The organism is Deltaproteobacteria bacterium (assembly GCA_016709225.1).
Classification (GTDB): Bacteria; Myxococcota_A; Polyangia; order Nannocystales; family Nannocystaceae; genus Xiheibacterium; species Xiheibacterium phototrophicum.
Map to the genome: position 1 here is coordinate 1,520,589 of JADJEE010000012.1, position 23,286 is coordinate 1,543,874.

Below are 23,286 nucleotides of genomic sequence, written 5' to 3' on the forward strand. Positions count from 1 at the left end.
CTGGCCGTCCGGCCATTCGAACGGCAAGAAGGACAGCGCGCGAAACGCAGTGGTGGGCGTCTGTGCGATGTTCAGCCCGCGCCCGATGGGTTGACGGCGACCGGCCGCGCCGCTTATGAGCAAGCGCAGAGGTGCCGCAGCGACAGAAAGATCGGAATCCCGGCACGCTCGGCCGCTACCAGCTCCTGCGCCGCATCGCCGTGGGCGGGATGGGCGAGCTGTTCCTGGCGCGCGCGAGCTCGTTCGGTGGCTTCGAGAAGCTGGTCGCGATCAAGCGGATCCTCCCGATCCTCGCCGAGCAACCAGCCTTTGTGGCGATGTTCCTCGACGAGGCACGGGTCGCCGCGACCCTCGAGCATCCCAACATCGTCCATGTCGCCGACCTGGGTCACGCCGGCAAGGACTACTTCTTGGTGATGCCCTACCTAGAGGGCGGTGATCTGGCGCACCTGCGACGGCGGCTCGCGGCGCAGCGGCGCACGCTCCCGGAGGCGCTCGCCGTGCACATCGTGACCGGGGTCGCGTCGGGCCTCGACTACGCCCACGCCAAGCGTGACCGCGATGGGCGGCTGATGGGCCTCGTCCACCGCGACGTGTCGCCAGAGAACATCTTCGTGACGTTCGAGGGCGAGGTGAAGCTGCTCGACTTCGGAATCGCACGAGCAGCCCAAGTCGCGTCGCACACGGACGTCGGCACCCGACGCGGCAAGGCGCGCTACATGTCACCCGAGCAGGCGCATGGGCAACCCCTCGACGCCCGCAGCGACATCTTCGCGCTCGGGGTGGTGCTGTACGAGCTCACGACGGGAGCGCTCCCCTTCGATGCCGAGAACGATCTGGCCGTGCTGGCGCGAATCGTGGCTGGAGCACCGATCCCGCCGTCGCAGCACATCGCAGGCTATCCCCGCTCGCTCGAAGCGATCGTGATGCGCGCCCTCGAGACGGACCCTGCGCGCCGCTTCCAGAGCGCCGCAGAGTTCCGCGACGCACTGCGCCAGCACAGTCGAGCGCGCCAGGAGATGCCGTCGTCCGTCGAGCTGGGTGCGTTCGTCATCGACGCGCTCGCAGGCGAGAGCGCGGACGGGGCGTCCCACCAAGAGCGCAGCTCCGGCAGCGAGCTGCCGCCGCCGCCGATGACCGGCGCACTGCAGTCTCAGCCGCCGCCGTCGGGCCGCCGGGCTTCGCCTGCGGCGGCGACACCTTCGTCGGCCGCACCAACGACCGGCGCACCCGCTGCGCGACGGAGGTGGCCGGGTGTCGCCATCGCAACGCTCGGTGTCGCCGTGGTCGTCGGCGCGATCGCGTACGCGGTGTCGCGTGCTCCGACCGAGACCGCCGCTTCGGCGGCGTCCAACCCCGAGCAGCCGCCGCCCGGCGAGGCCTTCACCGACGCCCAGCTGCAGCAGCTGTTGGCGATGGTCAACACCAGCTCACTCGCGGGCAACCTCGCCTTCGACGAGCGTACCGAGGCGCTCCGGCAGCTGCGCGCGTCCGGATGGGGCGAGCGCATCGACGAACCGCTGCAGCATGCCCTCGATCTCCTGCAAGCCAACCAGAGCTCGCGACCGTGCGCCACGTTCGACGCCGCCCTCACGATCATCGAGCAGGTTCCCATCGGCTACTTCGCCGATGCCCTCGCGCAGGCGACCGTGCCCAACGCTGGTCTCGCCGACCGCGATTGCCATGATCTCGAGGCCCGTCGCCTCAGCGCACTGGCACTCGCGCGCGCAGCCAGGCGCTAGCGCGACGATTCGCGCGATCCCCAGCTCAGAATCGCGCCGTGAAGCCGCCGAAGCTCGGTGCCACGCGTGCCTGTCCACCTGCGGCGCGGCGACGGCCGGCGTTGGTGGCGATCACCGCGATCGCGGCGACCGCCAACGCGCCGCCGACCGACAACACGACGATGGCGGCCGTACCGAGCTTCCCGCCCGAGCGCAGCTGGTCGGCGCCGTCGCCCGTGCAGAGGCGCCGCCCCTGCGCCTCCTGGCACGCATCGGCACCAGCACTGTTCCGACGCGAGGCGACGATCGCCAGGGCGCCGCCAGTGGCGAGCAGCGCAACCGATGAGCCGAGCAGTCCCCAAGCAGCGGGCGACATGACCTTCGGCTTCCGCGACGACTTGGGCTCGACATCGCGAGGTGGCGATGACGCTCCGCCCGTGGACGCGTCGCCGCTCTCGATCGTCGCCGCAGGCTCTCGCGCCGCCTGCTGTCGCTTGCGGATGCTATCGATCTTCCGATCGACCTGTTCGTACTCCGCCTCCGGTGCCACCGCGCGGTAGCGTTGGAAATACTCGAGCGCGCTGTCCAGCTCGTCGAGCCGGTCGAAGCACATGCCGAGGTTGTAGAGCAGCTGCGGCTCTCCGATGAGATCGAGTGAGGCCTTGAACGCCTCGATCGCGCCGCGATAGTCACCTGCGTCGTACTTGGCGGTGCCGTCGTCGTAGAGCGCAAGCCCGCGGGTGCGGCGGGCGTCGTCGGCCGGCTCCTCCTGCGCGTCACCTTCGGTACGACTGCGCGCCGCGGCGTGGGCGGGCACGGGTACGTCCGCAATCCCCATCGCGAACACGAGCGGCACGGCGAGGGAGTGGAGGGGTCGAAGACCAAGGGGACGCATCGTCACGTCATCCTATCGGCGGTGCCGGGGTCGTGAACGGAAATCAACGCGATCCCCCGCGGTCGAGGCGCGCCCACGACGACCGGTGGGTCACTCCACTCCGGCGTCGGCCCGCGTACCCCACGCAGGGCGAGGCATTTCGCCCCTTACCTTACGTCACGCAGCCTGGTCACGGCATCGACGTGAAAAACGCCCAGGTCTGGTCGGCCCAGTCGGCCGGCCACGCGTGACCAAGCCCCTCGTACTCGCATGCGATCACCGGCTCGTCGCAGCCCTGGTAGGCGACGCATGGGGCAGGGTCGATCGGTGCAGGCTCGAGCTGGCAGCCGTGCTGATCGCGGTAGTACGCGATGGTGTCGGCGAACATCTGCGGCGGGTAGGCATCGTTGGTCGCGTACGTCATGCGAAACGCCGGACGCTCGGTGTCGGGGCACGCCGCGGGGTACTGCGAGGGGTAGAACTCGGGGCCGGAGGCCGGCGCGATCGCCCGCACGACGTCGCCGCGGCAGCACGCGAGCGCCTGGCACATGTCGCCGCCCCAGCTGAACCCGGCGGCGAAGATGCGATCGGCATCGATGCAGTACTCGCTCGACAGCGTGGCGACCATCGTGTCGAAGAACTCCATGTCGTACTCCTCGCAGACGCCATCCCAGCCCACGCCGAAGTCCATGTACGGCAGACCGTCGGGGAACACGAACACCGCCTGATCCTGGGCCCCGTCGACCCACTGCAGGCCCATGCCTTGGATGCCCTGCCCGCTGCCGCCGTTGCCGTGGAAGACGAACACCAGCGACAGCGGCGCGCTGGGATCGATGCTCGCGGGCGCATCGACGATGTAGCTGCGATCGACACCCGCGATCATCACGTTGCGCGCGGTCTCACCGGTGGCCGCGGACGCGTTGCCACAGCCGGGGCTCACGTCGCCGCCGCTGCTGCCGTCGTCGCTCGCGTCGGCGGTGGTGCTCGCGCTCGACGCTGTGGTGCCGCTGTCGGCGTCGCCCGTGGTCATGCCGGAGCTCGCGGTCGTCGCGGTCGTGCTCGCGGTCGTGCCCGCGGTGGTCGACGTGCTCGGCGGGCCGGTGACGCTGCCGGTGCTGCCACCATCTGTGTCCGCGGCGTCCGGCGCTGCGCCACACGCCAGCATCGACGACGACATCACCCACGCGAACCCTCGAGTGCGAACGACCATGCCGCGATGCTACCGCGACGGCAGCGATGCGCGCGCGAGCACGTGGGGCACCGTCGTTGCGCTCGCGCGCCGCGGCCATCGCCACAGCTCGACGCCACCGCGCGCCGTGTCGATCGACAGGCACTGGCGCTCACCGCCGCTGCAGGTGCCGCAGTTGCCGTAGACGACCCCTGGCCATGTGTGGAGCTCGGCCGCGTGCGTGTGCCCCATGACCACCAGATCCGCCTCGAGCCGGCGCGCGAGCGACAGCGCGCCGCGGGCATAGGGGCCGTGCGCGCCGCCGAAGCGGGCGTGCTTGATCGCGACGTCACGCCGCTCGAGCCAGCTCGCCAGCGCGACCGCACCGAGCCGTCGCAGCGTGCCGGTGGTGTAGGTGCCGGCGTCCGCCAGCCACTGCGCACCACGGGCCACGGGATCGAACTGATGACCGTGGGTGAACACCAGCGCGACGCCGTCGGCCTCGAGCCGCAGCGTCGTCGGGGCCGCGATCGCCTCGGCGGCCACGAGATCGTGGTTGCCGTGCACGTAGTCGACGCCCGCGAGCAGCTCCGGCAGGCGGCGCCGCGCGGCGTGCAGCGCTACGGCCCGCGAGCCCGGCCACCAGCCGTGATCGGTCTGGAACACATCGCCGACCAGCACCACGCGATCGTGGGACTGGCGCAGATGGTCGAGCCACGCGATGAACGCAGCGGGCGCATGACCGAAGCCGTCGCGCCCCGGCGTCACACCGATGTGGATGTCGGAGAGGGCAGCGACACGCATGGGGCTCGGACCACGGACCTCTCGACTCGCGTTCGCCCGCGGCGCCGCGGTCGAGTTGGCGCCGCGTCGGGCGTGGCTCAGGCCGGCGGCCAGCCGCAGCGTGAGATCTGCGGGTTGATCATCACGCACTCCATGCCGTCGGGACAAGCCGCGTCGCCGGCACAGTTGAGCGCACAGGCCATGTAGAAGTTGGAACACTCGACGACGCTCGTGCCGCTCTCGGTCGCGGGACAGGCATCGGCGTTGTCCATGCAGTCGGCGCTGCACCAGTGCTCGCCGCCGGGCAGCTCGTGGCAGCTCTCGCCCTCGGGGCACGCGGGGTTCTCGGGGTCGGAGTAGTCGCAGGGTCCGTAGGCCACTGGCCCGCCGCCGCCGCTCGACGAACCGCCCGACGATCCGCCACCGCTCGAGCCCGAGCCGGTCGCGTCGGTGGTTCCGGAGCTGTCCGCCGCGGTCGTCGTCGCGTCGGTCGTGGTGGTGGTGCCATCGGTCGTGCTCGCCGTGGTCGTCGCGCTGTCGGTCATGCCCGTCGCGCTGGTCGTGGCGGTCGTGCTGGTCATGGTCGCCGACGTGCCCATGCCGTCGGTGGTCGAGCCGCTGCTGCTCGAGCTCTCGTCGTTGGTCTCACCGGTTTTTCCACAGGCGAGCACGAGGGAAATGGTCAGTAGTGCAGTCAAGCGCATGGCAAGGTCCTCCAGAATTCCAAGTTACCAGGTCACGCCGCCGGGTGGAACCTTCGCACCGCGCCACGACGGCGGTGGTCGAGATCGCGCGGTGGGGCTTCACCCGGCGAGCGACTCGGTGACGCTGGTGGAATCCACTTCGATGGCCGCGGCCGGCAGCAGGCTGCCGCGGAGCTCGAGCGGATCGGTGGCGTCGAAGTGCGGCGCGGCGGTTGTGTGCGATCCAGCGTTCGAGGCCTCGCGACGGAGCTTCCGCAGCAGCGCGACCGCGTCGGGTAGGGCGTACTGCTCACCGTCGAAGCCCGCGACGAAGCGACCGCCCCGCAGCTCTCCGCGGGCCTCCAGCACGCGACACGCACGGGCGATGTCACGCCACGGCACGGGTAGTCGCTCGCGCGCGAGCGAGCGACGGAAGATCACGCCGGTCCGTTGCAACACGGTGCGGGCGGCGAATTCCGCCAGCGCGGCGGGCTCGGTGCCGGCGATCGGACCGGCGAGCTCGGCGTCATCGAGCGCAACCGCGGGCAGCTCGGCCTCGAGCAGACTCCACCGCCCGTCGTGGGCACCGGCGCGGCGCGAGTCGTCGAACAAGCGGCGCAGGCCGCCGAACGAGTCGCACGTGACCCGCCCCGACGCGACCAGCTCGCCCAGGCCCTCGTCGACCAGCTCGAGCGGCTGGCGGATGACACGGGCGAGGTCCTGCGCGAACGAGGCACCGCGGGCGCGCAACGCCTCGAGCACCAGGCGTGCGATCAGCGATGGCTCGGGTCGGTCGGTGGCCTGCGCCATCGCGATCCACAGGTGCAGCTGCGCACGCGGCACGATCGCCACCGGCGTGCGACGCACGGGCGTGCGCGCAGCCCCCCACAGGCGCACCCACGCGAACTCGCCCGAGCGTGTGACCTCGTCGAGCCACTCGGGGCGATAGCCCTGCACGCGCGCCGCCAGCACGTGTTGCTCCCAGGCGCCGGCGGGCACCTCGAAGCCCGCGAGCTGCGTGAGCGCCTCGGCGACACCGCGGGTGCCCGTACGCCGGTGGCCGGGCTCGGCGTGTTGCCACCGCACCAGGAAGCGCGCGAACGCGGCGGCGCTCACGGGCTCGATCTCGCGGCGCAGGCGATCGAGGGTGTAGCGATGGACGCGGGCCAACAGTCGTCGATCGCACCACGCGAGCGCGCCGTCGATGCGCGCCCGCATCACGCCGCCGGCGGCCTCGAGCGCGAGCAGATGCGCCTCGTCGTCGCTGCCGGGTGCGACCACCACGGGCCCGAGCGCGGCGAGCCGCCCGGCCCACACCTGCTGGGGATCGCGGGCGGCCTCGACCGCGAAGATGCGATCGCCCTCGTAGACGATGCGGCGCTGCGCGGCGAGCTCGTCGATCCACGGCTGCCACGGCGCGGCCTCCTGCACCGTCACGTAGCCCATCCAGCACAGCGCCTCGTGCACCTGCTCGTGGTCGTGGGGGTCGGGCCACGCCTCGTCGCGCACCCGGGCGATCGCCTCGGGGTCGAGTGCACCGAGATCGTCGGCCGTGCGCACGTCGAGCGTGCGACGGGTCATCACCGCGTGGGTGCGACGCTCCTCGAGCGGCGCGTCGTCGAGGAAGGTGTACGGCGCGCTGTTGAGGATGCCGCGGGCGAACGGCGACGGCTCTGCGGTATCGACCGCGACCCGCTCGATGCTGCCGTCGGCGAGGCCACGCAGCAGCGCGAGCATGCCTTCGCAGTCCATGGCTTCGATGAGACAGTCCTCGACCGTCTGTCGCACGATCGGGTGCGACTCGGGCACCTCGATCGGTCCGCCCGGCAGCGTCTCCGGGCAGGCCAGCGCCGCCGGGAACGCGCCGACCAGCAGGTCGTCGGCCTTCATGCGCACCAGCGCGGCAGGCAGCTTCTTGCCGCCACGGGTGCGCTCGAGCAACAGCGAGCGCTGGCTGTTCCAGCGCCAGCGACTGGTGAACATCGGGGTCGGCAGGATCGCCTGCACCAACACGTCGCGCGCGGTCTCGGCGTGGAGATAGTCGAACACGTCGTCGAGCGGGAAGCTGTGCTGCATGCCCAGCGAGATGACGATGGCCTCCTCGTTGGCCGCGGCCTGGAGCTCGAAGCCGAAGCCCACGCAGAACTTCTTGCGCAGCGCGAGGCCCCAAGCGCGGTTGATGCGGGAGCCGAACGGCGCGTGCACGACCATCTGCATGCCGCCGCTCTCGTCGAAGAAGCGCTCGATCACGACCCGCTGCTGGGTCGGCACGCAGCCCAGCGCGTTGCGGCCCGCGATCACGTACTCGGCGATCTGCAGCGCCCCCTCGGCGCACAAGCCTTCGCCACAGTGCTCGCGCAGCCACGCGATTGCGGCGTCGAGATCGCCCTCGGCACCGGCTGCGTGGGCCGCACCGTCGCGCAGCTCGGCGATCGCCCAGGACAGCTCGCGCGTGCGCCCGGGGGCCTCACCCAGCCAGAACGGCACCGACGGCGGCTGGCCCTTGGCATCGGTGACGCGCACGGTGCCGGGCTCGACCCGGGTGATCCGCCACGATGCGTTGCCGAGCTGGAAGATGTCTCCTGCCGACGACTCGGTGGCCCAGTCCTCGTTGACGGTGCCGACCAGCGTGCCTTCGGGCTCGAGCTTCACCTGATAGTCGGCGGTGTCGGGGATCGCCCCGCCCGAGCCCAGCGCGACCAGGCGCGCGCGGGCGGTCGCCATCAAGCGCCCGCCGACGCCATCGCGGTGCAGCAGCGAGCGACGACCGTTGTCGGCGTGCAGCGCCACCAACTGGTCGAACGCGTCGTCGGCGAGCCCGCGGTAGGGCCACGCACGGCGCAACGCTTGGCGTAGTTCGGCCTCGGGCCACGGCTGCGCCACGCACTCGGCAACCATCTGCTGCGCGAGGATGTCGAGCGGCGCCGGCGGGGTCGCGGTGCGGTCGAGCAGCGACTGTCGCACGCAGGCCAGCAGCGCCGCCGACTCGACCAACTCGTCGGTGGTGAGCGGGAAGATGCGGCCCTTGGGCGTGCGCGACAGCGCGTGCCCCGAGCGGCCGACCCGCTGCAGCGCGGTCGCGATGCTGCGCGTGGCGCCGATCTGGATCACGAGGTCGACGTCGCCGATGTCGATGCCGAGCTCGAGCGACGCGGTCGCCACCAACGCCCGCAGCGCGCCCGACTTCAGCTTCTGCTCGGCCGCCAGTCGACGCTCGCGCGAGAGGCTGCCGTGGTGGCTGCAGACCACGTGCTCGCCCAGCCGCGGCGCGAGCACCCGCTCGAGGTGGGCACCCACGCGCTCGGCGAGCTTGCGGGTGTTCACGAACACCAGCGTCGTGCGGTGCTGCTCGATGAGCGCGCCGATGCGGGCGTAGATCTCCTCCCATTGCTCGTGCGAACACACCGTCTGCAGCGACGACGGCGGCAGCTCGATTGCGAGGTCGAGCGCGCGGAAGCTGCCGGCGTCGACGAGCGAGCACGCACGCCCTTGCCCGACCAGGAACGCGCCGACCTCGTGCAGCGGCTTCTGCGTGGCCGACAAGCCGATGCGTTGGGGTGCGCGGCCGGTCAGCGCTTCGAGCCGCTCGAGCGAGAGTGCCAGGTGCGCGCCCCGCTTGTCTCGACACAGCGCGTGGATCTCGTCGACGATCACCGTGCGGATGTCGGCCAGCAAGGCGCGACCACCCGCCGAGGTCAGCATCAGATAGAGCGACTCGGGCGTGGTCACGAGGATGTGCGGCGGTCGCCTCGACATCGCCGCGCGCTGCGAGGCCGGGGTGTCGCCGGTCCGCACCTGCACGCGCAGCTCCGGCAGCGAAGGATCGAGCGCGGCGATCTCGGCGAGCGGACGCTGCAGGTTGATCTGCACGTCGTTGGACAACGCGCGCAGTGGCGACACGTAGAGCACCTGCGTGGTGTTGGAGAGCGAAGTGCCCTGCCGCAGCAACGCGTCGATCGCCGAGAGGAACCCCGCGAGCGTCTTGCCCGAGCCGGTCGGGGCCGCGATGAGCACGTGCTCACCGGCCTGGATGCGCGGCCAACCCTCGGTCTGGGGCGGCGTGGGCTCGCCCAGGCGCGCGCGAAACCAGCCCGCGACCGCCGGATGGAACCCCATGAGCGCCGACATACTGCGCATCCTAGCAGAGCCGGCCGCCCGATCCCCTGGCCGCCAATGCGCTCGAATCGTTGTAGTTCTTCATTTGACCGACTGACCAGTCAGTGCTACTCCCAAAGTCGACCGGTCGGCCAGTTTGGTTTGGCCGCCTCCAGGGGACCGTCCATGACTCGCGCCGCAACTCGCTACGCACCCCAGGCCTTGGGCCTGACCCTCATTGCACTCGCCGGGGGCTGTGGCTCCGACGACGCCGCGGACGACGGCGCCGCGCAGGACCGCGTCACCTTCTACGAACACGCGCTGCCGGTGCTCAACGAGCACTGTGGTGGATGCCACCAAGAGGGGGGCATCGCGCCGTTCTCGACCGGCGACTACGCGACCAGCAAGCAGTGGGCCGCGGCGATCGTGGAGTCGACCCAGTCGCGCACGATGCCGCCCTTCGGCGCCAACAACGACGGCAGCTGCAACGAGTTCACCCACGCGCGCTGGCTCAGCGACGACGAGCTCGACACGTTGGCGAGGTGGGCCGAGCAGGGCGCACTCGAGGGCGAGCGGCCGGCACAGATCCCGCAGCCGCCGGCGCTGCCGACCCTCGTCGGCGAGGGCATCGAGGAGCTGCACACGCCGCAGTACCAGCCCCTCGGCGAGGCCGGGGCCGGCTCCGAGTACGAGGACTACCAGTGCTTCCTGCTCGATCCAGGCCTCGATCGCGATCGCTACGTGGTCGGCTTCGAGGTGCTACCGGGCAACGACCGCATCGTGCACCACGTGCTCGGCTTCCGCGTGAACCCCAACGTCTTCGACAACGCCAAGACGATGCAGGCGCTCGACGACGCCAGCCCCGACCAGATCGGTTGGGACTGTTTCGGTGCGGCCGGCGACGACGTGTTCGTCGACAGTGTGCCGGTGACCTGGGCGCCGGGCACCGGCGCGGTGAACTTCCCCGAGGGTACCGGCATCCCGTTGCTCGCGGACGACGTGCTGGTGGTGCAGGTGCACTACAACCTCGCCGAGACCGCGGGCACCGACACGACCACCGTCCGCCTGCAATACGCCGACGAGGTCGAGCGCCCCGCGGTGCAGTCGCTGTGGGATCCCTTCCTCTACTCGACGATCTTCGGCGGCGAGCCGGCCAGCCTGCCCGCGGGCCAAGAGCACGCCACCTACGCGTGGAACGAGCAGATCTCGACCATGACCAACCTCGCGCCGAGCGGTGAGGTCGACATCTACGGCGTCCTGCCGCACATGCACAAGCGCGGTCGCACGATGTCGATCCAGCTCGAGCACGACGGCGAGATGTCGTGCGCTGCCGACGTCGATCGCTACGACTTCAACTGGCAGACCGCGTACTTCCTGCAGCAGCCGATGGTGGCCAACGCGACCGACCGCGTGCACGTGACGTGCGACTGGGACACCCGCGGCGATCTCCAAGCCGTGACGCCGGGCTTCTCGACCGCCAACGAGATGTGCCTCATCGGGCTCTACGTGGTGCCGCGCTAGGCCCCGTGGACGAAGCGATGCACGAGCGCGGCCGCATGCGCTGCTGCTAGACTTTGGCCGCATGCGCTGCGCATCCCTCCTTGTGACCGCGGCGTGGGCCTGCACGCCCACGGCGTCGTCGAGTCCGCCTTCGGCGACGCCGCAGCCAGCCATGCACGTGGTCGCGCCGCCCACGAGCCAGCCCGAGGCGCCCACGCCGATCGCCGCGTCGCCGCGCGGCTGCCGGCTCACCGCCGGCGATCACGAGCTGGATCTCGAGGTCGCCGGCGCCCCGCGCCACCTGCTGCTCGAGGTGGGCGACGAGGTCCGATCGACGCCACCGGTCGTGTTCGCGTGGCACGGCTTCGGCGACAGCCCATGGTCCGCCAAGGCGTCGCTCGCATCGGAGCCGGGCTGGCGCGACGCGATCATCGTGGCGCCACAGGGCGGCCCACGGACCTTCGATCAATTCGGCCCGAAGCCCCGCGCGGGCTGGCAGGTGCACGCCGGTGAGCTCGGCGATCGCGACCTGGCGTTCTTCGACGCGATCGTCGCCGAGCTCGCGCGGCTCGACTGCCTCGATCGCAGCCGCGTCTACAGCACCGGCTTCTCCAACGGCGGGTTCTTCACCAACGTGCTGGCGTGCCACCGCTCCGAGGTGCTGGCCGCGGTCGCACCCGCTGGCGGCGGCGGGCCGTTCGAGACCTGCGACGGGCCGCGGATCCCGACGCTCATCACCCACGGCCGCAAGGACGGCGTGGTGCCGTTCGCGATGGCCGAGACGTCGCTGACGCGCTGGGCGGCCCGCAACGGCTGCTCGGCCAAGCCCAAGGCGCCCACACAGGGCTGCAGCGTCGTCCCCGGCTGCGATGCCGACGCGCCGGTCGAGATGTGCGCGTTGGCGATCGATCACGTGTGGCCCGAGGGGCAGTCGCGGCGCGTGACCGAGTTCCTGCGACGCTTCCGCAAAGCGACGAAGGGACCCGCAGCCGCCGTAGGCGGCCACGGATCCCCGTCGTAGCTCGAGCCGACGTCGCGTGACGCCGGCGCAGGGCTCAGCCCATGCTGTCGTTGCCGGTGCTCGCGTCGTCGTCGTCCGAGTCGTCGTCGTCCGAGTCGTCGTCGTCGCCCTCGGTGTCATCCGAGTCGTCGTCGTCGCAGTCGGTGTCATCGTCGTCCGAGTCGTCGTCGTCGTCGTCGTCCGAGTCGTCGTCGTCGTCGTCCGAGTCGTCGTCGTCGCCCTCGGTGTCGTCGTCGTCCGAGTCGTCGTCGTCGCCCTCGGTGTCATCCGAGTCGTCGTCGCCCTCGGTGTCGTCCGAGTCGTCGTCGTCGCCCTCGGTGTCGTCCGAATCGTCGTCCGAGTCGTCGTCCGAGTCGTCGTCGACGCCGCCGTTGCGGTCGGAGCTGCTGCCATCGCCGATGCGCTCACAGCCCGGCAGGCCGAAGCCCAGCAGAGCGACGACGCCGAGGACGCGGGTGAGGTTCCAAGCTTCGGAGGTCTTCGAGATCTTCATGGTCGGGTGTCCCTCGCCAGCAGCCGTCGGTCGAATCCGCTCCGGTGCTCGCGTGCCCTGGGATGCCCGAGCCTGCGCCTCGTTACAGCTCGGGGAGGCTTTTTTTCGTCGCACCCGAGGCCGTTGAACCGCGCGTAGGCAGGCCTACGGCGGCAACAAGCGGCGAATCATCGATGGGGATCGAGGCGCGCGCGCTCGGCCTCGGCGCGGTACGAACCGCGCGGAAGCTCGACCAGGTAGCGCTCCCAGCACGACGACGGCTCGGCCGCGGTGCGGCACAGACCCGCCCGCGCGTCGTCGACGTAGCGACCGCGGGGAAACGCCCGCAGGTAGCCACGCCACCGCTTGGCGAGGACAGCCGTGTCGCCGCGCTGGGCCGCCAGCGCGAACAGATCGCCCCACGCGAGCTCGGCCAGCATCGATCCGCCGGCGACGCGCGTGACCTCGAGATAGAGCGACTCGGCGAGCTCGCGATCGCCAGCGCGCCACGCCGCCGCAGCGCGATCGCCGAGTTCGCGGGCGCGGTTCGCCGGCACGGCCGCCCGCGGTCGCGCGCGCATGCTCGGCGCAGCCGGGCTCGCCGGTGCCACCGCCGGCTGCACCACCGTCGGGGTCGACGACGCGACACGAGGCGGCATCGAAGCGAGCTCGCGTCGCTGGACCAGCGCGTCGGCGGCATCGACCCCGCGCTGGTGATGGGCCTGCGTGGGCGCGGGTGCGGGCCCGGCCTCGCGCAGCGACCCGTCGGGCACGATGCCACCGAGGGCCGCGACCACCGCGGCCGCGGCCAGCGTCACCGCGGCCACGAGCGGCCAGCCGCGACGCGCTCGGGGTCGCAAGGCGGGAATCGGCTGGGCGCGACGCGCCTCGATCGTTCGCGCGAGTGCGGCTCGGGCCGCGAGCACGAGGGGATCGAGCAGCGCATCGTGGGGCTGGGCATCGGCGTGCCGCACTGAACGAATGTCGATGACCTGTGAGCAGCCCTGCTCCACCGCGACGAACCCCATCGCACGTGCCCGCGCGACGACCCTCGAGAAGTCGCGCCGTGCATCCGCGATCGCGGGGGGAACCGCCCCGTGGACGCACTCGACGAGCACGTCCAGCGGGGCGGTAAGCTGTGAACGAGGGGTCATGGGCCAAGCTTCGAGCGCGGAGCACAACCCCTCGCCGCCGTCGATGACCGCGCGGGGTGGCTCCAATGCCCCTGTTGCGCCGACGTGCTTCTGATTACGTGTGCGGCTTCGCGTTCACGCGCGCAGAGGTTCCCGGCACGCGTGAGGGGGACCGCACGCGGCCACGCGGCCGGCGGGCCCACCCTTCTGGCTTTCGCTGTGGCAGGTTCCGGTGCGGAAATGCGAGTCCCTTGCGGACGCGCGACCTGCCCTGGGCCTGACGACCCGCGACCCCGCGGACCACTGGAGACAACGACGATGAACCGCAAGCTTGCTTCCTCTCTGTTTGCCCTCGCCCGCATCGGCGCCCCCATGGCGCTCGTCCTCGCCGGCGGCTGCGCCACCACCGACGACGGCGACGACACCAACGCCACGACGATCAGCACCAGCGTGTCGACGACGATGACGACCACCGACAGCGACAGCGGTGAAGGCAGCACCTCGGGCGGCGGCACCGCATCGACCACGGCGTCGACGACCGCGACCTCGACCGATCCCACCATCGACCCGACCACCGACAGCAGCGGCGGCAGCCAGTGCTCCGCAACCGACGAGTGCATCGACGACTCGATGTGCAACGGCGGGTCGTGTATCGAGTGCGTGTGCATCGGCGGTGGCGAGACCGGCGCGACGATGAGCGACTACAACGCCTGTGACATGTGCGGCGCCGGCGAGACGCCGATCTCGATCATGGGTCTCGACGGCTTCTGCTTCTGCTCGCCCACGTGTGATGGTGCGATGTCGGCGTGCCCGGAGCCGACCAGCGGCGGCGGCACGCCGGTCTGTGCGCTCGGCACCGACGCGATGAACCCGACGCAGTGCGTCGTGATCTGCATGGACGACTCGATGTGCCCGACCGGTGGCACCTGCCAGGTGCTCACGACGCCGCAGGGCGACGTCGGCCTGTGCACGCACCCGACGCCGATGTGATGATGGCTCGCGTGGGTCCGGAGGAGCGCGCCGCGTTCCTCCGCACCCGCTACGCGATGTGCCAGAGCGACTCGGCCCTCGCGCGCACCTTGGCGATGCGCTCCGGGTACGACGGCAACGCCCGCACGGGCGCGAGCACCGGGCAGTGCTCGAGCCAGTCGACGTCCATGAGGGTGTCGTCCACCGCACGACCGACGAACTCGTCGGCGACCTCGGGGCGGCCGAGCACCCCGGCGGTCTCGGCAGCGAGCTGACAGACCAGCGCACGGAAGCGGGGGCTGAGCGCGTGGAGGCGCTGACGCAACGCGTCGAGCAGCGTGTCGTGGGCGACGTCGTCGAAGTACGTCGCGAACAACAAGTCGACGAAGGTCGAGGCCTCGCCGACGCGGTCGTAGCCCTCGCGGAGCTTCAGCAGGGTCTCGCGATCGCCTCGCCAGCTCGCGATGCGGGCCCGCAGACCGACGACCGCGATGTCGCGCGCGTCGTCGCGCTGGGCCAGCTCCGCGAGCACCGCGTCGGCCCGCGCCGAGTCGCCGCGGAGCTCGTGGTAGCGCGCCTCGTAGATGAGCAGCCGCGAGTTCACCGGATCGAGCTCGTAGGCGAGCCGGATGTGACGAATGCCCTCGACCGCTCGACCAGCCTCGCACTGCAGCGAGCCCAACACCTCGTGCGCAGCTGCGAAGGTCGGCGCAATCGCCAGCGTCTGCACCAACTCCGCGGCCGCGGTCTTGTAGTCGGCCTGCTGCATCGCCAGGCGGGCCGCGGCAAGGTGGGTCTCGGGCATGCCGGGCGCGTGCTCGAGCGCCTCGGCGACCGCTCGCTCGGCTCGCTCGCGGCGCCCCGCGGGCGCACCGCTGGGGACGAACCAAGTGCGCTCGGCCGCCACCGCACGGGTGGCGATCGCGGCCTTGAAGTGCGGTGCGATCGCCAGCGCGCGCTCGAGCAACGCGATGGCGCCGTCGCTACCGTCACCCCCCGCGTCGACCCGGCGTAGCGCCGCGCGTCCGCGCAGATACAGCTCGATCGCCTCGGCCGGCACGTCGCCGGCAAGATCACCGACGAAGAGCTCGACGCGCAGCGTCTCGGCCACGCGCTTGGCAACGCGGTCCTGCAGCTCGAACACATCGCCGAGCTTGCCGTCGAAGCGGTCGCTCCAGGTCTGCACGCCGGTGCTGGCGTCGACGAGCCGCGCCGAGATGCGGATGCCATCGCCGCCGCGCTGCACGGTACCGTCGATGAGGGTGTCGACGCCGAGGTCCCGCGCAAGCATGCGTGGATCGACGTTGGGATCGAGGCCGGCGGTCGAGCCCCGCCCGATGACCCGCAGGCCGCGGGTGCGCGAGAGCAGATCGATGAGCTCGTCGCTGAGCGCCTCGGCGAGGTAGGCCTCGTCGCTGGGTCCGCGGTAGCGAAACGGCAGCACCGCGATCGTGCGGCCGGTGCTCGGCACCGGCGCGAAGCCGGCGCTGGTCGGCGTGCGCGTGCGCGCGGGATCGAGGCCGGTCGTGCCCACCGCGCGGGCGGTCGCCGGTGGCGTGCGCACGGCCGGCGCGGGCAGGGTCTCACGGCGATCGGCGAGCGCAGCTCCGACCACCTCGAGCGCCAGCAACCGCTCGATGAACTCGTCGACGCTGCTCGGACGGGCGTCGGGCGCGGCCGCGAGGCAGTCGAGCACCAGCCTCGTGAGCTCGTCGGGCAGCAACACGATCGACGATGGATCGATGGGCGCGCGATCGAGTCGCGCGAGCGCGAGCGCGAGTGGGTTGTCGGCGACGAATGGCAGCTTGCCCGTGAGCAGCTCGAAGAACATGACGCCGAGCGCGTAGACGTCGCTGCGCGCGTCGATCGCGACGCCCTTGACCTGCTCGGGGGCCATGTACGCCGGCGTGCCCAGCCACGCGCCGCCCTCGACCGTCAGCCGCACGTCGCCTGCGAGCGCGCACGCGATGCCGAAGTCGGTGATGACGGCCCGGCCCGCGGCATCCACGAGGACATTGCCGGGCTTGAGGTCGCGATGCACGATGCCGGCCTCGTGTGCGGCCGCGAGGCCGCGCGCGACCTGCAGCGCGAGGTTGGCCGCGACGCCGACGGCCATCGGATGCCCCGCCATGCGCGACTGCAGCGAGCCACCCTCGACCAGCTCCATCGTCAGGAAGTGGGTACCGCGGTGCTCACCGATGTCGAAGATGCGCGCGACGTTGCGGTGCGTCACGCGGCGCGAGAGCCGAACCTCCTGACGGAAGCGCTGCACCGCATCCTCGCTGCGCGTGTGCTCGAGCAGCTTCAGTGCGACGCGCTCGCCCAGCTCGGCATCGAAGACCGCGTGGACCGAGCCCATGCCGCCGCGGCCGAGCAGTCGTTCGATCACGTAGCGACCGGCGAGACGGCTGCCGGTCCCGAGCGAACCCGTGCCGTCGGAGGCCATGGTGTCGGTCGCGGACTCGTCCCACGCCGTCATGGTGGTGCCCCCTGCAGCGGCCCGCTGCTGCGCCAGATCACCCGGCGCCGCGGACTCGGGCTGACGTGAACCGCAACCAAGGGCAACCAGGTTAGCACCGGCATCGACGCGGGTGGGGCTCCGCAGGCTGGCAGACGCCGCTCGCCGGGTGGATGGTTACCGTCGGTGGACGCCGACGCAGGCGGTGGGCTGGTTGCGCCGGCCGGCGGCCACGCTTGCCGACACGCGGCGATTTGGCGACGATCGCGAGGAACCGTGGGTGAAGGCATCGACGACGACTCGCAGCGCGAGACCATCGACGCCACACCTCCCACCCACGGTGACCTGCCGACGCCGGTCCCCTCCCGGCTCGAGCTCCCGCTGGGCCAACCCGACGGCGAACTTCCCGCCCGCATCGGCCGCTTCGTGCCGATCGCCTGCATCGGCCGCGGCGGCATGGGCGAGGTCCATGCCGCCTACGATCCCCAGCTCGATCGGAAGATCGCGATCAAGCGCATCTCCCAGCACCGCAAGGCCGCGACCGACCCCCGCGCACGCGAGCGCACGCTTCGGGAGGCGCGGGCACTGGCGAAGCTCACCCATCCCAACGTGGTCGCGGTCTACGACGTCGGCACCGTCGAGGGCGACATCTACATCGCGATGGAGTTCATCGACGGCCGGCCGCTCGACGCATGGTTGGGCGAGCGACCGCCGTGGCGCGCGGTGGTGCAGGCGTTCACCGCCGCCGGTCGCGGGCTCGCGGCAGCCCATGCCGCAAAGCTCATCCACCGCGACTTCAAGCCGGGCAACGTGGTGCGCGCGCACAACGGTCACGTGGTGGTGCTCGACTTCGGGCTCGCGCGCACGCCGACGGTGGGTGGCATCGAGATCGCTCCGGCGAGCGTGCCCGACCCCAAGGCCACCGAGGGTGGGGCCTTGCTGGGCACGCCCGCGTACATGTCACCCGAGCAGTGGCGGGGCCTGCCGATCGACGCGCGGTCCGACCAGTTCAACTTCTGCGTGGCGCTGTGGGAGGCGCTGTGCCGCAGCCATCCCTTCGATCGCACCTCGACGCTGACCCTGGCCAACAGCGTCTCGACCGGTGACGTGCGCGAGCCGCCCCACGACGTCGAGGTACCGCGCCGCGTGCTCAAGGTGGTGCGACGAGGGCTCGCGGTCGCACCCGAGCGACGGTGGCCGTCGATGGAGGCGCTGCTACAGGCATTGACGGCCGCCGCCGCGCCACCGCGATGGCCGCTCGCCGCTGCGGGTGTCACCGCGCTCGCGGCCACGGTGTGGTTCACGCGCGAGCCGGCCCCCACCGCGCCCGTCGATCCGTGCATCGACGCAGCCGCGCGCATCGATACCGCGTGGAACGAGCAGCGCCGCGGGTCGATCGCCGCGGCGTTTGCTGCGATCGACCTCGGCTTCGCACCGGACGTCTGGCTGCGCGTCGAGCCCGAGCTCGACGCCTGGGCACGCGCGTGGTCGGCTGCCGCCAGTGATGCCTGCGTGGCGCGACAGCGCGACGACGAGGACGCGGTCCAGCTGAGCCGCCGCGACGCCTGCGTGAGCGCGGCGCTGCACCGCTTCGATGCGCTCGTCGAACGCCTCGGACACGCCCAGGCCGACACCGCCGAGCGGGCGACCAGCTCGGTCGCGGCCTTGCCAGCGCTGGAGCGATGCGCCGATGCCAGTCGGCTCGCGCCGGTCACCGCCGCGACGACCGGCGAGGCGAGCCCGCCGGGCGAGCTCGAGCCGCTGCAGGCGCAGCTCGCCGCACTGATGGCCGCGCTCGACACCGCCGATCGCGACGCCATCGCGACGCTGTCGGGGCCGGTGCAAGACGCGGTCGATGCCGTCACCGACGTCGGACTGCAGGTCGAGATGCTGCGTGCGCTGGGCACGTCGGCGTGGATGCTCGGTGACGCCACGCGGGCGCGCGAGCAGCTGACGCGCGCCGCGACCACGGCGATGGCGAGCGGACTCGACGAGCCCTTCGTCGAGACGGTCACGGAGCTGGTCGGCTACATGACCGTGCTCGGCGCGGGGCTCGAGGTCGGACAGACCTGGTGGAGCGTCGCGGAGGCGGCGCTGCGCCGCGGCGGCGCTTCGACCCGCGCCGAGGTGGGGCTGCTGCGCGCCGGCGGCTTCCTGGCCATGACGCACCAGCAGCTCGCGCGGGCCCACGAGCTCGCGGCCAAGGCGGTCGCGCTAGGCTCCGAGCAGCTCGGCGACGCCCACGTGCTCACGCTCGAGGCAAAGGCCGATCTCGCCCGCATCGCGCTGCTGCAGCACGACTACGACGCGGCGCTGTCGACCTACGCGAAGCTGGTCGAGGGCGCGCGCGACACCTTCGGGCCCCTGCATCCCAACACCATCGAGCTGCGGAGCTTCGAGCTGCAGGCGCGCATCGAAGCCGGTCGCATCGACGGCGTGGTCGAGGCCGCGTTGGCGCTGCCGGCCGCGTTCGAGGCCTCGCAGGGCCCGCGCGCCGGCGGCATCGTGTGGTCGCTGGCGTTGCTCGGCAGCGCCCACCTCGCGCGCGGCGACTACCGCGAGGCCGCCGCGGACTTCGCAGCCGGGCACGCGCGGCTGCTCGCCGCGCACGGTCCCGACTATCGCGCGTCGGGCTTGTCGGCCGAGCAGGCCGCTGCGTTGGTGCTCGCCGGTGATCTCGAGGCCGCCTGGGCCGCGGCACAGACGTGCGAGACCGAGGCTCGCGACGCGCTGCACGATGCCGGCGACGACGCAGCCGTCGAGCTGGCGTCCGCGCTGATCGACGTCACACGGGTCGCACTCGCGACCGATCATCGGCGTCGCGCGGCCGAGCTCGTCAGCGAGATCGACGCGCTGCACCAACGTCGCGCCCCCGACGACGACAGCCGCGCGGTCATCGACGTGCTCGCCGCCCAGCTCGCGCTCGCCGAAGGTGACGCCGTGCTGGCGCGCACACGGGCCCGCGCCGCGCTGCAGTGGCTCGGCGAGCACGACCTCGTCGCGCCGAGCCTCGAGGTCGACGCGCTGGCGCTGCAGGCCCAGTCCGAGTGGCAGTCGGGCGACGCGCGCCGCGGTCTCACCACCGCCCAGCTCGCGCTCTCGCGGGCCCAGGTCGCCCACCACCACCGCGCACGCAACGTCCAGCGCGCCGCCGCACAGGTCGTGCTCGCGGCGCTCGCGACCGGCGAGCTCGCAGCTGCCGACGACGCGCTCGCCACCGTCACCGCCCATCCCCACGATCCCCGACACGACGCTGCGATCGATCCGACCATCGTCGCCGAGCTCGCGTTCGCCCGCATCGCGCTCGCGGACGCCCGCGGCGCCGCTCGCAGCGCGACGCGGGCCGCCCTCGATGCGCTCGCGCTACCGAACCACGCGGTGCTCGTGCGTCGCCAAGTCGACGCGCTGCGTCGGCTGCCCTGACGCGACGGCCGAGCACTGCGATTGTTCGTGCACGCCGTGCGATGCGGCGTGCACACCAGCGCGTCCGGGGCGCGAGACTGTCGTGCAGATGCAACACCACGAGCCGAGCATGGGCAGTTCGCGTGATCTCGCGCGCTCGCGGACGTGATGAAGCCGATGCTGGAATCAACCGGCGTGTGGCGACGCGCACTTTTCGGTCGCGGATGCTGGCGCTCGATCGCGAAACGGGTAGCTTCATCCGCCGCAATGACGACCTCGCGCGACTCCAACGCTTCCATCACCGGCGCTGGCCTCTCGGGCATGGCGCTCCACGTTCCGCGTCCGCGCGTCGACCTGCATCGCTTCGCCGAGTGGACTGGTGCCGACGCGTCGAAGCTCGACGCGATCGTCGGCTCCGCGTTCCGCGTGGCGCAGGCAGACGAGGACGTCTACACGCTCGCCGCCGGCGCGGTGCTGCGGCTCATCGACGCCTACGCGATCGATCCGCGTCGCATCGGCATGGTCGCGCTCGGCACCGAGTCGAGCAGCGACAATGCCGTGGGTGCGGTGATCGTCCGTGGCATGGTCGACGACGCGTTGGTGCGTCGCGGCGGCGTCGGGTTGCCGCGCGACGTCGAGGTGCCCGAGGTCAAGCACGCATGCCTCGGTGGCATGTACGCGCTCAAGGCTGCGACCCGCTACGTCCAGACCGACGGCACCGATCGCGTGGCGATCGTGATCGCCGCCGACATCGCGCAGTACGAGCGCGGCAGCAGCGGTGAGCCCACCCAGGGCGCCGGCGCGGTGGCGATGCTGGTGGAGCCCCATGCGAAGCTGCTCGAGCTCGACTTCCGCAAGAGCGGCAGCTCCTCGGACGAGCGCGGCTGGGACTTCCGCAAGCCGTTCGCGCGGCACTTCATGGACGAGTACCCCCAGGGCGCCCGCGGCACCCACGACTTCCCGGTCTTCAACGGTCGCTACTCGACGGTGTGCTACGTCGACGCCGTGCTGCACGCGCTGGTCTCGCTACACGCCCGCACCGGCGTCGACCCGCGCGCGCTGCTGCGCGAGCACGCCGCGGTGCTCATGCATCGCCCCTACGAGAAGATGCCGCTGCAGGCGCTCGGCGTCGCGTGGGTGTGGGCGCTCGTGACCGCCGGCGAGCGTGCGCCGCTCGAAGACGCGATGAAGAAGGCCGACATCGGTTGGGACGCGCTGGTCGCCGAGCTCGCGCCGCTCGCCGATGGTGCGCACACCGGCCGTCTGCGCGAGGGCGTCCGCAACGACGGCCCCGAGTACGATCCCTACCCCCGCGCCAGCGCGATCGCCCGTGCGCTCGGTCGCAGCGAGTCGTTCGCGCCGGTGCTCGGCGCCACCGACTTCGGCCGCGCCGCCGTCCGCCAGCTCGGCAACCTCTACACCGCGTCGCTGCCGGCGTGGATCGCCGCCGCGTTCGATGACGCGGCACGCCGCGAGCTGGCGTGGGAGGATCGCCAGCTGTTGCTGGTCGGCTACGGCAGCGGTGATGCGGCCGAGGCGTGGAGCGCCCGTGTGGTGCCGGGCTGGCGCGAGGCGGCCGCGAAGATCCGCATCGACCAGGCGCTGTCCGACGCGATCGAGCTCGAGCGCGATGACTACGAGGCGCTGCACGACCGTCGGCCGACCGCGCGCGAGCTGCCGCGTGCGCGGCCGTTCGCGATCGCCGGCGTTGGCCGTCGCCACGACGCGACCTGGCAGGACACCGGCATCGCGCACTACGAAGCCACGGTGTAGCTCACGCCGCGATCGCGGCCACGCGCGCCGGCCTCAGGTCGGCGCGGCGGCGACGTTGGCCAGCACCAGCTTCGACAGCACCTTCAAGGTCTCGTAGACCCCGACCCCGCTCTTGGCGGCGGCCTCGACCTCGGGCACGCCACGCGGGTTCAGCTGCGCGCGGAGCTCCTCGATGGTCGCGACCTCGGGCATGTCGCGCTTGTTGTACTGCAGCACGAACGGCACCCGCGCGAGCGACTGTCCGAACTCCGCGAGGTTGGTCTCGAGGTTCTCGAGGCTCTCGATGTTGGCCTCGGAGCGGCTGGGCTGCGAGTCGGCCACGAAGATGACGCCGTCGGCCCCCCGCAGCACCAGCTTGCGGCTGGCATCGTAGAAGACCTGGCCCGGCACCGTGTAGAGGTGGAAGCGGACCTTGAAGCCCTTCACCATGCCGAGCTCGAGCGGCAGGAAGTCGAAGAACAACGTGCGATCGGTGTCGGTCGCCAGCGAGATCATCTTGCCCTTGGCGTCGGGCTTCGAGCTCTCGAAGATGTACTGCAGGTTGGTGGTCTTCCCGCACAGGCCGGGGCCGTAGTAGACGATCTTGCAGTTGATCTCGCGCGCGAGGTGATTGATGTACGTCATCGATTCGCCTCCAGCCGGCGCACGAGCCCGCCGACGACCTCATCGATGCGCGAGCGCACCCGCGTGGCCTCGAAGCCGAGCAGCTCGCCCAGCTCGACCAGCGCGGCGTACTCCGGCCCCGCCAGCTCACCGTCGGCGAGCGCGACCAGGGTCGCGACCGCCAGTGCCTCGTCGACCGCGGCCGAGCCCTCGATGTCGGCGGCGAGCCGGGCCATGCGCTCGCGTCGACCGAGCGCGTTCACGGCGGCATCGAGCTCGGTGAAGTGCAGCTCGAGCGCGCCACGATCGATCGCAGCCTCGGTGATCGACTCGAGCAGGCGCGCCAGCTGCACCCGCTCGGCGTCGGCGAAGCCGTCCGCCGACGCGACCAGGAAGCACAGCTCGAGCACGGTCTGGAAGCGGCGCGCCGCCGCATCCTCGGCACCGTGGGCGATCGAGGCCGCGGCGCCGGCCCGCAGCCACGACGCGCGCGCGGGGTCCTCGGTGAGGGCGGCCTGCACCGCGTCGGCAATCTGCGCCGGCGGCAGCGCGGGGAGTCGGATCGACGGGACTTCGGACATCGTCAGCCCGGGAAGCCTACGCCCACGCGCGCGCCGAGTGAACCGCGAAA

Annotated in this window: 16 protein-coding genes; 6 read left to right on the forward strand and 10 right to left on the reverse strand. The window is 71.7% G+C overall.

Features of this window, described 5'->3' with window-relative positions; genetic code table 11:
- Positions 1 to 131 precede the first annotated feature (131 nt).
- Entirely contained in the window at positions 132 to 1,742 is a 1,611-nt protein-coding gene (locus IPH07_31225; protein MBK6921910.1) for a serine/threonine protein kinase, read from the forward strand.
- Between the two features lie 25 nt (positions 1,743 to 1,767).
- On the opposite strand, the gene IPH07_31230 is transcribed toward IPH07_31225, so the two are convergent.
- From IPH07_31230 to IPH07_31250, 5 genes are all read right to left on the reverse strand, one after another.
- Positions 1,768 to 2,577, reverse strand: coding sequence for a tetratricopeptide repeat protein (locus IPH07_31230; protein MBK6921911.1), 810 nt, complete (start codon positions 2,575 to 2,577; stop codon positions 1,768 to 1,770).
- 208 nt (positions 2,578 to 2,785) lie between these two features.
- On the reverse strand, positions 2,786 to 3,805 hold the full coding sequence (locus tag IPH07_31235; GenBank protein MBK6921912.1) for a hypothetical protein: 1,020 nt from the start codon (positions 3,803 to 3,805) through the stop codon (positions 2,786 to 2,788).
- Between the two features lie 9 nt (positions 3,806 to 3,814).
- On the reverse strand, positions 3,815 to 4,567 hold the full coding sequence (locus IPH07_31240; protein MBK6921913.1) for a metallophosphoesterase family protein: 753 nt from the start codon (positions 4,565 to 4,567) through the stop codon (positions 3,815 to 3,817).
- Between the two features lie 77 nt (positions 4,568 to 4,644).
- Positions 4,645 to 5,250, reverse strand: coding sequence for a hypothetical protein (locus IPH07_31245; GenBank protein MBK6921914.1), 606 nt, complete (start codon positions 5,248 to 5,250; stop codon positions 4,645 to 4,647).
- A gap of 99 nt (positions 5,251 to 5,349) precedes the next feature.
- Positions 5,350 to 9,357, reverse strand: coding sequence for a DEAD/DEAH box helicase (locus IPH07_31250; protein ID MBK6921915.1), 4,008 nt, complete (start codon positions 9,355 to 9,357; stop codon positions 5,350 to 5,352).
- A gap of 153 nt (positions 9,358 to 9,510) precedes the next feature.
- On the opposite strand from IPH07_31250, the gene IPH07_31255 reads away from it, so the two are divergent.
- Together IPH07_31255 and IPH07_31260 are read left to right on the forward strand one after the other, a co-directional pair.
- Positions 9,511 to 10,845 (forward strand): hypothetical protein, encoded by a 1,335-nt coding sequence (locus IPH07_31255; GenBank protein ID MBK6921916.1) that lies wholly within the window; start codon positions 9,511 to 9,513, stop codon positions 10,843 to 10,845.
- Between the two features lie 61 nt (positions 10,846 to 10,906).
- The gene (locus IPH07_31260) at positions 10,907 to 11,845 is read left to right on the forward strand and encodes a hypothetical protein (protein MBK6921917.1); all 939 of its coding nucleotides are present in this window, start codon (positions 10,907 to 10,909) and stop codon (positions 11,843 to 11,845) included.
- A 34-nt stretch (positions 11,846 to 11,879) separates the two neighbouring features.
- On the opposite strand, the gene IPH07_31265 is transcribed toward IPH07_31260, so the two are convergent.
- Together IPH07_31265 and IPH07_31270 are read right to left on the reverse strand one after the other, a co-directional pair.
- A complete protein-coding gene (locus tag IPH07_31265) occupies positions 11,880 to 12,338 on the reverse strand; it encodes a hypothetical protein (protein ID MBK6921918.1) in 459 nt (152 codons plus the stop codon).
- A 167-nt stretch (positions 12,339 to 12,505) separates the two neighbouring features.
- Positions 12,506 to 13,345 (reverse strand): hypothetical protein, encoded by an 840-nt coding sequence (locus IPH07_31270; GenBank protein ID MBK6921919.1) that lies wholly within the window; start codon positions 13,343 to 13,345, stop codon positions 12,506 to 12,508.
- 423 nt (positions 13,346 to 13,768) lie between these two features.
- On the opposite strand from IPH07_31270, the gene IPH07_31275 reads away from it, so the two are divergent.
- Positions 13,769 to 14,440 carry a hypothetical protein gene (locus tag IPH07_31275; GenBank protein ID MBK6921920.1) on the forward strand — a complete coding sequence of 224 codons (672 nt, stop codon included), beginning with the start codon at positions 13,769 to 13,771 and terminating at the stop codon, positions 14,438 to 14,440.
- Between the two features lie 49 nt (positions 14,441 to 14,489).
- Here the strand turns inward: IPH07_31275 and IPH07_31280 are convergent, their stop codons facing one another.
- The gene (locus IPH07_31280; GenBank protein MBK6921921.1) at positions 14,490 to 16,898 is read right to left on the reverse strand and encodes a protein kinase; all 2,409 of its coding nucleotides are present in this window, start codon (positions 16,896 to 16,898) and stop codon (positions 14,490 to 14,492) included.
- Positions 16,899 to 17,153: 255 nt separating this feature from the next.
- Here IPH07_31280 and IPH07_31285 point away from each other — a divergent pair, with 255 nt between their 5' ends.
- Positions 17,154 to 20,300 carry a protein kinase gene (locus IPH07_31285; GenBank protein MBK6921922.1) on the forward strand — a complete coding sequence of 1,049 codons (3,147 nt, stop codon included), beginning with the start codon at positions 17,154 to 17,156 and terminating at the stop codon, positions 20,298 to 20,300.
- 246 nt (positions 20,301 to 20,546) lie between these two features.
- Positions 20,547 to 22,052, forward strand: coding sequence for a hydroxymethylglutaryl-CoA synthase (locus tag IPH07_31290; GenBank protein MBK6921923.1), 1,506 nt, complete (start codon positions 20,547 to 20,549; stop codon positions 22,050 to 22,052).
- A gap of 33 nt (positions 22,053 to 22,085) precedes the next feature.
- Here the strand turns inward: IPH07_31290 and IPH07_31295 are convergent, their stop codons facing one another.
- Both IPH07_31295 and IPH07_31300 read right to left on the reverse strand, forming a co-directional pair.
- Positions 22,086 to 22,676 (reverse strand): GTPase domain-containing protein, encoded by a 591-nt coding sequence (locus IPH07_31295; GenBank protein ID MBK6921924.1) that lies wholly within the window; start codon positions 22,674 to 22,676, stop codon positions 22,086 to 22,088.
- On the reverse strand, positions 22,673 to 23,236 hold the full coding sequence (locus IPH07_31300; GenBank protein MBK6921925.1) for a hypothetical protein: 564 nt from the start codon (positions 23,234 to 23,236) through the stop codon (positions 22,673 to 22,675). Before IPH07_31300 ends, IPH07_31295 begins: the two co-directional genes overlap by 4 nt.
- Positions 23,237 to 23,286: the final 50 nt, after the last annotated feature.